Origin of the sequence: Sphingomonas panaciterrae, from assembly GCF_036890205.1 — a bacterium.
In the GTDB taxonomy this organism is placed as follows: Bacteria; Pseudomonadota; Alphaproteobacteria; order Sphingomonadales; family Sphingomonadaceae; genus Sphingomonas; species Sphingomonas panaciterrae.
In genome coordinates this window covers 20,287-29,116 of the sequence record NZ_JAKNQR010000015.1, presented here as the reverse complement: position 1 = coordinate 29,116, position 8,830 = coordinate 20,287, and the positions used below count along the sequence as shown (strand labels likewise).

General features: G+C 68.7%; 8 protein-coding genes. 1 reads left to right on the top strand and 7 read right to left on the bottom strand.

Features of this window, described 5'->3' with window-relative positions:
* A partial coding sequence (locus L8F96_RS17565; RefSeq protein WP_334656856.1) for a hypothetical protein occupies positions 1-228 on the top strand: 228 nt, incomplete at its 5' end.
* 22 nt (positions 229-250) lie between these two features.
* Here L8F96_RS17565 and L8F96_RS17560 read toward each other — a convergent pair.
* From L8F96_RS17560 to L8F96_RS17530, 7 genes are all read right to left on the bottom strand, one after another.
* Positions 251-1,225, bottom strand: a complete 975-nt coding sequence (locus L8F96_RS17560; protein WP_334656855.1) for an NADP-dependent oxidoreductase — start codon at positions 1,223-1,225, stop codon at positions 251-253.
* 96 nt (positions 1,226-1,321) lie between these two features.
* The gene (locus L8F96_RS17555; protein ID WP_334656854.1) at positions 1,322-2,074 is read right to left on the bottom strand and encodes an SDR family oxidoreductase; all 753 of its coding nucleotides are present in this window, start codon (positions 2,072-2,074) and stop codon (positions 1,322-1,324) included.
* 2 nt (positions 2,075-2,076) lie between these two features.
* On the bottom strand, positions 2,077-4,311 hold the full coding sequence (locus L8F96_RS17550) for a hypothetical protein (protein ID WP_334656853.1): 2,235 nt from the start codon (positions 4,309-4,311) through the stop codon (positions 2,077-2,079).
* A 184-nt stretch (positions 4,312-4,495) separates the two neighbouring features.
* Positions 4,496-6,808: a xanthine dehydrogenase family protein molybdopterin-binding subunit gene (locus L8F96_RS17545; protein WP_334656852.1), complete on the bottom strand. Its 2,313-nt coding sequence runs from the start codon at positions 6,806-6,808 to the stop codon at positions 4,496-4,498.
* Positions 6,805-7,791 carry an FAD binding domain-containing protein gene (locus L8F96_RS17540; protein WP_334656851.1) on the bottom strand — a complete coding sequence of 329 codons (987 nt, stop codon included), beginning with the start codon at positions 7,789-7,791 and terminating at the stop codon, positions 6,805-6,807. Before L8F96_RS17540 ends, L8F96_RS17545 begins: the two co-directional genes overlap by 4 nt.
* Positions 7,788-8,288 (bottom strand): (2Fe-2S)-binding protein, encoded by a 501-nt coding sequence (locus L8F96_RS17535; RefSeq protein ID WP_334656850.1) that lies wholly within the window; start codon positions 8,286-8,288, stop codon positions 7,788-7,790. The genes L8F96_RS17540 and L8F96_RS17535 overlap by 4 nt, the downstream gene beginning before the upstream one ends.
* 60 nt (positions 8,289-8,348) lie before the next feature.
* Complete coding sequence (locus L8F96_RS17530; RefSeq protein ID WP_334656849.1) at positions 8,349-8,780, bottom strand: MarR family winged helix-turn-helix transcriptional regulator; 432 nt, start codon at positions 8,778-8,780, stop codon at positions 8,349-8,351.
* Between the last annotated feature and the right edge of the window lie 50 nt (positions 8,781-8,830).

Below are 8,830 nucleotides of genomic sequence, written 5' to 3'. Positions count from 1 at the left end.
GCGTGGCGGTCGCGGCGCGACGGGGCGGTCTGGCACCTTGTCGGCTGGGGTGCCTTTTGCGGCCTGTCGCTGGTCCTGCTGGTCGAGACCGCGGACCATCAGATGCATGGCCCGGCGAAGGCCGCGGGGTCAGCCTATCTGGTCATATTGTCGGCGATGTTTGGCCTGGGTGCGGGCGCTATCGGCCGCGCCCTGCGGCTGTGCCGGGTACATTCCGGCCAGCAGTGACGGGCGCGGGCCGTGCCTCCGCTTACATGACGAGAACCGGGCGCCCGCGCATCCCGCCGGCGGCGAGCAGCTGCTGCGCGCGGGCGACCTCCTCCAATGGAAATTCCGCTGCGACGCGCAGCGTGATCGTGCCGTCCTCCACCAGGCTGCGCAGCAATTCGAGCCAGTCGGTCCGCTCCAGCACCGTGCGGACCCAGACCGGCTTCACCACGATGCCGCGCTCGGCGCCCTTGTTCCAGCCGCGCACGGGCAGATACACCCCGCCATCGCGCAGCGCACCGAACCCGGCCTCGCCCAGCAGCGCGGTGTCGAGCAGCGCGTCGGCGCCATCGGGCACCACCTGCCGGACCGCGCCGGCGAAATCATCGCTGCGCGGGATGACGATGCTGGCGCCATAGCCGCGCACAAGATCCTGCTCCCCCGGCTTTGCGTCGGCGACGACGGTGATGCCGCGGCTGTTGGCGATGGCGATGGCATAATGCGCGAGCAGCCCCGCCCCGCCGCTGACCGCCAGCACCTGGCCCGCCGACAGCCCGGCATGGTCCAGCGCACACAGCGCGGTGAGCCCGTTCATCGGCAGCGTCGCCGCCTCGGTGATGGACGTGTCGGCGGGGATCCTCACCACCGACGCCTCGGGCACGACGACGTAGCTCGCCTGCGCGCCGCCGTCCGGGCCGCCCGGCAGGACAGCCGCCATCACCCTGTCGCCGACCGACAGGCGCATGACGTCGGGGCCGACCGCCTCCACCACCCCGGCCGCGTCCATCCCGGGCGTCAGAGGCCACTGGCCGTCGGGGCGGCCCGGGTCGCGCCAGGCGATGTCGGTCGGGTTGACCGCCGCAGCCTGAACCCGCAGCCGCACCTCGCGCGCGGCGGGGGCACGGACGCTGCGCTCGATGATCGAGATCACATCAGGACCGCCGATGCCGGAATAGCTGACCGCGCGCGCCGTGACCGGCTGAACCTGCGATTCAGCCCTGTTGTCGGTCATGGTCATCGATCCTCTCCCATTTCAAGGCCAGTGCAGTGCTGCGGAAGAGCATCGTGGCACGAACCGGAATATACAAACCATTCTGGCCGGGTTGGCGCGCGATCAGGCGGTTTTCTGAAGACGCGGTTCGATCCGCAGGTTGACGATGTCGGTGGCGGGGCCGCGGGTCAGGATGAAGTGGATCGCCTCCGCCACCTCGCGGGCGTGCAGCATCCGGTGATCGGTGAGCGCGGCGGCACGCTCCTCCCCGCTGCATTCCTGCATGTCGGTATCGACCGATCCGGGCTGGATCACGCTGACCTTGATGTCGACGTGCGCGACCTCCTTGCGCAGCGTTTCGGCAAAGGCCTGGATGCCGGCCTTGGTGGCGGCATAGACGCTTTCGCCCACCGCCTTGACCTCGGCGCTGATCGATCCGACGAACAGCAGGTGCCCGCCCTCCTGACGTTTCATCCGGGTGAGCGCGGCGCGGGCACAGGCGAGATAGCCGACCAGATTGGTGTCGACGACGTAGCGCCAGTCGTCGTCCCCCATCTCATCGATCGGCTGGGCGCCGAGCGCCGCGCAGGCCACCAGCATGTCGAGCCCGCCAAGCCTTTCGTCGACCGCCGCGAACACCGCGTCGATGCCGGCGCGGGTTGCCACGTCGGCGGTGAGGCCGCTGACCTCCCCCTCCCCCGTCATCCTTGCCCGCGCATTATCGAGCGCATCGTCCAACGCCGCGCGATCGCGCCCGAAGGTCAGCACGCGCGCGCCATCGGCGGCGAGCAGCGCCAGCGTCGCGCGGCCAATGCCCGTCGTCCCGCCCGTCAGCAGGATGCGTTTGCCGGCAAGACCGCGACGATCGATCAGCATGATTATTCCCAGGTGAGGATGAGGCGGCCGTTCGCCGGGACGTGATAGTCGATCCGGTCGCGCGAGACCGTATGGGGGCGGATCGCGTCGCCGCCGGCGGTGGTGACATTGCTCCGGGGCAGCGTCCGTCGTTTCAGCCGCACCAGCCGGAGGTTCGCCACGCACGTCTCCCCACCGTCGAGGAGGATGGTCAGCGAATGATCGCCGGTCCGTTCCACCGCGCGGACCAGATTGTCGCAGAACAGCAGGAACGGCGCGCCCTCGACATTGTGGAAGGCGCGCGTGCAGAAGATGAAGGCAGCGCCCGCGCCATAGACCTCCTGCCCGACCTGCCCGGCGGGCTGGCCGTCCGGGTACAGGTCCTCCAGCGGGAAGGAGAGCGCGCGGTCGACATGGCCGTTGCTCTCCCGCTGCTGGTCGGCGATCACCTCCGGCGGCAGCGCGTCGGGGTAATAATACCAGGCGCGCGACAGGGCGTATCTGCCATATTCGGCGATCAGCATCCGCGCCTCCGGCTCCAGGTCCGGGCCGCCGTCGTCGAGATAATGTTCAAAGGCGACGAAGCTGTCGAAACATTCGTACATGGCCATGTAGGGCGCGTCCTGCAGGCACGTGACCGCCATGAACGTTTCGTAATGCACCGCATGGTCGAGGCGGCTTTGCCAGATCACCGCATTGTGCAGGAAGCTCGCGAGATAGACGTAGCTTTGTTCGCGATAGACGTCCTGGTTGGTGATCCGCCACAGCCGCATGCAGGCCGCCGCGCCCCAGGCTGTGAGATTGGCCTGGTAATTGACATTAAAGCGCAGCCCCATCGCCGCGTCGATCGCGGCGCGCGCCTCGTCGAGGAAGCGTTTGTCGTCGGTCAGTTCGAACGCCTGCAGCATCACCCAGGCGTAGACGCCGCCCACGTCAGTCTGCCCGCGGCCGTCGGCGGGGGCATCGCGCTCGATCACCGAAAAGTCGGTGACGTCATATTGCACCGGCCATTGATAATCGAAATGCTGCGCCGCCTTCACCGCATAGTCGATCGACCCCAGGAACAGCTCGCGCGCGTCGGCCTCTCCGTCGAGGGCGAGGAAGCCCAGGTTGACGAGCGGGTGATACAGGTACCAGCTGTCGACCGCGTCGGCATTCTTGTCCTTGCCGACATTGGGCAGGTAGCGGCGCAGCGTACGCAGCTTCGGGTCATAGAATTTGTGCAGGCCGGCCTTCAGCGCCGCTTTCAGCGGATGCGCCTGCCCGCGCCACTTGCCCCAGTCGTGCAGCGCGGTGATGACCGACATCTGCACCATGATGTCGGGATATTCCGCCGCGGTATAGGGATGGACGTAGCGGTGGCCGTAATGACGGATCGTCGCCTCCGGCGCCTCGTCCAGGTCGCGCGCGGTGCGATCCGCGCGATCGACCCAGTCGCGATAGTCGACCGGCGGCAGGTCCAGCAGCCGGTAGGCGGCGCCCAGCATCTGGACGAACTGGCGCGCCGACTCGCGTTCGTGTGGCGGCGCGTGATGGCGGACGATCAGGATCGCGTCCGACAGCGTCACCGTCTGGCCGGCCGCCAGCGCGACCTCCGCCGGATCAGCGTTGGGCGGGGGGGTCGGCAGGCTGCAGCCAAGCTCCGGCCAGACACCGCCGACGATCTCGCGCGGCTTGGTACCGGTGGCGCGGAGATAGTCGTTCAGCGCGGTCAGGTTCTGGACATAGAGGACGTTGCCGAAGGCCGGCTCGTCCAAACGGAAATAGACGAGGCCTGTGTTGATCCCGCGCTGCGACGCGGCGACGGTGCCCTGCGCCTGCAGCGGATCGTCGTGCGGGCCCAGCGGGTAGAGGTCGCGCGGCACAAAGGGCAGGACGATTGGTTCCGCGGGGGTGAAGTGCGTGACGACCCGCAACTGCTCCAGCGTGTCGCGGTTCGCGGCAAAACTGATCAGATGCTCGCCGATCGCGCTGGTGACTCGTAGCCGCACCGCCTCGCCAGGCTGGGCCCGCACTTTCCGGCAGGTGAACTCGACCGGCAGGAAGGCGGCGCGGATCGCAAGGCCGCCCGCGCCCGGACGCCGCACGATGGCAAAGATGGAATCGCGCGACGCCTTCACCTCGACAGTGAGATCACCGACATCGAAGCGGGCGATGGGGGACGCCCGATCGCGCAGCATGTCACGCAGGCCGATGACATAGGGACTGGCCGGGGGAATGGCCGGAAGTGGCGAGGCAATGGTCGCCGTCCGCGACATCTGTCTTCCTCAATTGACGTCAACGATGCGTTGGTAAGTCACCGAACGGCCGCCGGTTCCCGGACAACAAAGCCTATGCCGGAATGCTTTAATCCAGGTTGTGCAATTGCCCCCTTCGGCGCCGGCGATGCCGGTATCTGGCGGCGACCGGGGGAACTCTCATCGGCGGTGCCGCCCCGTCATGTCACAGCAATTTGTCGAGCGTGATCGGCAGGTCGCGCACGCGCTTGCCGGTGGCGTTGAACACCGCATTGGCCACCGCCGCGGCGACGCCGGTGATGCCGATCTCGCCGATCCCGCGCGCGCCCAAGGGCGATCGCGGATCGGAGATGCCGGTCCACATCACCTCGATATCGGGGACGTCGAGGTGCGCGGGGATGTGATAATCGGCCAGCGTCGGGTTCATGATCCGCCCGCTGCGTTCGTCGAGCAACGTCTCCTCGGTGAGCGCCAGGCCAAGGCCCATGATCATGCCGCCGCGAAACTGGCTGGCGGCGGTGCGCGGGTTGAGGATCGTGCCGCAATCGAACGAGCCGAGCAGGCGATCGACGCGGATTTCCCCGGTCACGTCGCTGACGCGAAGCTCGCAGAACATCGCCGCGGTGGAGTGCATGGCGAATTTCATCATTTCCAGCGGCGGGGTGCCGGTGGCGGTGACGCTCACTTCATCGAGATTGGCGCGGGTGAGGATCGAGCGGAAGCTTTCGTGCCGGCTGGGATCGGCCGCGCTTGCCATGCCTTCCTGCCCCAATCGGATCTCCCCCGGGCGCAATCCGGCCAGCGGACTGTCATTGCCGGCCAGCGGGAGCAGTTCGCCCGGCAGCTTCTCCGACGCGGCGAGCAGCGCGCCGGCGATCGACACGCTTTGCCCCGATCCGCCCGCCATCGGCGCTGGCGGCAGATCGGAATCGCCGGTTTCGATCACCACCGCGTCGAGCGGGATGCCAAGCCGGTCGGCGACCTGCTGCGCCAGCACGGTCGAGGTGCCCATGCCCATTTCCTGCGCCGAGCAGGCGAGCGTCGCGCCGCCATCGCGCCGGATCGTCAGGCGGACGGCGGCGCCGGGCATGCGGATGTAGGGAAAACTGCCGCTGCCGCAGCCCATGCCGATGCGCCATTCGCCCTCGCACCGGGCGCCGGGGGTGGCGGAGCGGCGATCCCAACCGAAGCGTGCCGCGCCGTCCGTCCAGGACTTGGCCGGGGCGTGTTGCGAGAAGGGCGCGCCGGTGATCGGATGCTTGTCGGGGAGGTTGCGCAGGCGAAGCTCGATCGGGTCAATCCCCAGCTCATGCGCCAGTTCGTCGACGGCGCTTTCCAGCGCAAAGGTGCCGATCGCCTCGCCCGGCGCGCGCATGAAGGTGTTGGGCACCACCGCCATGTCGATATGGCGTTGCAGGATCTCGAAGCTCTTGGCGCGATAGGCCGACCTTGTGCCCAGCGTGTAGGCCTCCGGGCAGGCGCCATAGGGCGGCATCACGGAATAGCCGTTGTGGATCAGCGCAGTGAAGCGGCCCTCGGCATCGGCGCCGAGCGCCACGCGCTGCTCGGTCGCGCTTCGCCCGCCGACGATGCGATAGACGCTCTCGCGGCTGAGCTGCAGCCGCAGCGGGCGGCCGACCATCCGCGCCGCCGCGACCGCGACCACCTGATGATCCCAGAAGCCCTTGCCGCCAAAGCCGCCGCCGACGAAGGGCGAGAGCACGCGCACATCCTCACGCTTCAGCCCGAACAATTTGGCGAGCGTCGCCGCCTCGGACGCGATCATTTGCGTCGTGTCGTGCACGGTGAGCTTTTCGCCCTCCCATGCGACGGTCAGCGCGTGAAGCTCGATCGCATTATGGTTCTGCCATGGCGTGCGATAGACATTGTCCACCGCATGAGCCGCGCGGGCGAGTTCCCGCTCCGCCTTGCCGAGCGAGAGGTGATTGCGCTCCATCAGCAGCGACGGGATGATCCGCGCGCCTGATTTTGCTTCCTCGAAGCGGGTCTCGGCCGACTCGGCGGCATAGTCGATCGCGATCAGCGACGCGGCATGATCGGCCTGCTCCTGCGTCTCCGCGACGACGGCGGCGACGACCTGGCCGTTGTAATGGACCTGATCGTCCTGAAGGATCGGCAGGCTGCTGTTGCCCACCGCGGTCGGATCGGTGATCGCGATCAGCGAGGGGCCGGACACGCGCGGCATGTTGTGGTGGGTGACGACCAGCAGCACGCCATCGGCCGCCTCGGCCCGCGCCGTATCGAGCCGCGTGATCCGCCCGCGCGTGATCGTGCTGTGGACCAGCGCGGCATAGCAGAGGTTGTCCAGCGGCACTTCGGCGGCGAAGCGCGCCTGCCCCTGCACCTTGGCATCGCCATCGAGCCGCGCCGCCTGCGTCCCCACTTCGCCGCGGCGGCCGATCAGCGGATCGGGCGTGCCGCCGGGCAGCCATTGCGCGGGAACCCAGCCCGGCGCGCTGCGCACCGTGCCGACGAGGACATTCTGTACCCTGCTCATGCCTGATCCTCGCAAAGAGCGGAAAGTGTGGCGGCGAGCGTCCGCGTCGCCAGCGTCACCTTGAACATATTGCCCGGCTGCGGATCGGCCGCGGCAAGCTCCGCCTCGGCCGCCGCGAGGAACGCCGCCTCACTGGGTGCCTCGCCTTGCAACGCCGCCTCCGCGCGCCACGCCCGCCATGGCTTGTGCGCGACACCGCCGAGCGCGATCCGCGCCTCGGCGATCCGCCCCTCCTCGATCACCAGCCCGGCCGCGACCGAGACGAGCGCGAAGGCATAGGAGGCGCGATCGCGCACCTTGCGGTAATCGGATCGCGGCGCGAGGCGCGACGGCGGCAGCTCGATCGCGACGATCACCTCGCCCGGTGCCAGTTCGGTCTCGATATCGGGTCGGTCGCCCGGCAGGCGGTGGAAGTCGGTCAGCGGCAGGACGCGCGCGCCCTCCGCCCCGGCGACATGTACCCGCGCATCGAGCGCGGCGAGCGCGACCGCCATGTCCGACGGATGCGTCGCGATGCAGGCCGGCGAGGTACCCAGGATCGCGTGATAGCGGGTGAAGCCGCCGATCGCGTCGCAGCCGCTGCCCGGCGCGCGCTTGTTGCAGCGCGAACCCGCGGCATCGGCGAAATAGACGCAGCGCGTCCGCTGGAGGAGGTTACCCCCCGCGGTCGCCATGTTGCGGATCTGCGCCGACGCGCCCGCGAGGATCGCGCGCGACAGCATCGGATAGCGGGCGCGGATCAGCGGGTGGGCGGCGATCGCGCTGTTGCGCGCGCCGGCGCCGATCACGATGCTGCCGTCGGCCGCTTCCTCGATCGCGCCGGGAAGGCCGGTCACATCGACCAGCGTGTCCGGCCGCTCGACGCCCTTGCGCATCAGATCGACGAGGTTGGTGCCACCGCCGAGCAGCCGGTGCGCGGCCGCGCCCGCCAGCCGGACCGCGTCGCTTGCGCTCTCGGCGCGCCGATATTGAACCGGGGTCATGCCGCCTGCCCCTCGGCCACTGCCATGATCGCATCGATGATGCCGTTATGCGCGCCGCAGCGGCACAAATTGCCGCTCATCCGTTCGCGCACTTCCTCGCGGGTCAGCGGCGCGGGCGCGGCAAGGTCTCGGGTCACATAGCTTGGCATGCCGGCGGCGACTTCTTCCAGCATCGCGCTGGCGGCACAGATCTGGCCCGGCGTGCAATAGCCGCACTGGAAGCCGTCATGTTCCAGGAACGCGCGTTGCAGCGGGTGGAGCCCGTCGGCGCCCAGCCCCTCGATCGTGGTGACCGAGCGGCCATCCGCCTGCACCGCCAGCGTCAGGCACGAGAGCGCGCGCTGGCCATCGATCAGCACGGTGCAGGCGCCGCACGCGCCCTGGTTGCAGCCGATCTTGGTGCCGGTGAGATGCAGCCGGTCGCGCATCAGATCGAGCAGGGAGACGCGCGCATCCGCCGGCGGATCGACCGGGGTGCCGTTGATCGTGATTGCCATGAACCTCTCCTGGCGACGCCGTTGCGCGCCGTCAGGAAAGTATCACGAAGTTCGTACTATTCAAGTGTCGTCATTTGCCACCTTGGCCATCATGGCGATCATCTGCCGCCGCTCGTCGGGATCGAGCGGCGCGAGCATCCGGCGATGAAGCTCGCCATACATCGCCTGAAGCGCGGCGACCCGGCCCTGCCCCGCCGGTGTCAGGTGAAGCGCCACCGCGCGCCGGTCCGCCTCCGGCCGCTGGCGGCGCAGCAGATCGCGCTTCACCAGCCGGTCGGTGGCGGAGGAGATGGTGGTGTTGGCCACCCCCAGATAGCGCGCGATATCGGTCGGCCCGCAGCCGTCGTTCTTCGCGACATAGGAGAGGATCTGCTTGTCGAGCTCGTTCAGCGGCTTTTCCGGCCCGAGCGCCTCCGCCAGCTTGTAGCGGCGCGCGAACAGGTCGAACGCGGCGCCCAGCTTTTCCAGTTCCTCGTCGGTCGGCATCGTCATGGCGACCGCTTAAACGCACCAGAAGCGATTTTGCGAGTCGCATCGCAGCC

Bases quoted from the DNA above. Each gene is read 5' to 3' on its own strand.
- L8F96_RS17555 (WP_334656854.1), bottom strand. From the start codon at position 2,074: ATGCTGATCGATCGTCGCGGTCTTGCCGGCAAACGCATCCTGCTGACG.
- L8F96_RS17550 (WP_334656853.1), bottom strand. From the start codon at position 4,311: ATGTCGCGGACGGCGACCATTGCCTCGCCACTTCCGGCCATTCCCCCG.
- L8F96_RS17535 (WP_334656850.1), bottom strand. From the start codon at position 8,288: ATGGCAATCACGATCAACGGCACCCCGGTCGATCCGCCGGCGGATGCG.
- L8F96_RS17530 (WP_334656849.1), bottom strand. From the start codon at position 8,780: ATGACGATGCCGACCGACGAGGAACTGGAAAAGCTGGGCGCCGCGTTC.
- L8F96_RS17540 (WP_334656851.1), bottom strand. From the start codon at position 7,791: ATGACCCCGGTTCAATATCGGCGCGCCGAGAGCGCAAGCGACGCGGTC.
- L8F96_RS17545 (WP_334656852.1), bottom strand. From the start codon at position 6,808: ATGAGCAGGGTACAGAATGTCCTCGTCGGCACGGTGCGCAGCGCGCCG.
- L8F96_RS17560 (WP_334656855.1), bottom strand. From the start codon at position 1,225: ATGACCATGACCGACAACAGGGCTGAATCGCAGGTTCAGCCGGTCACG.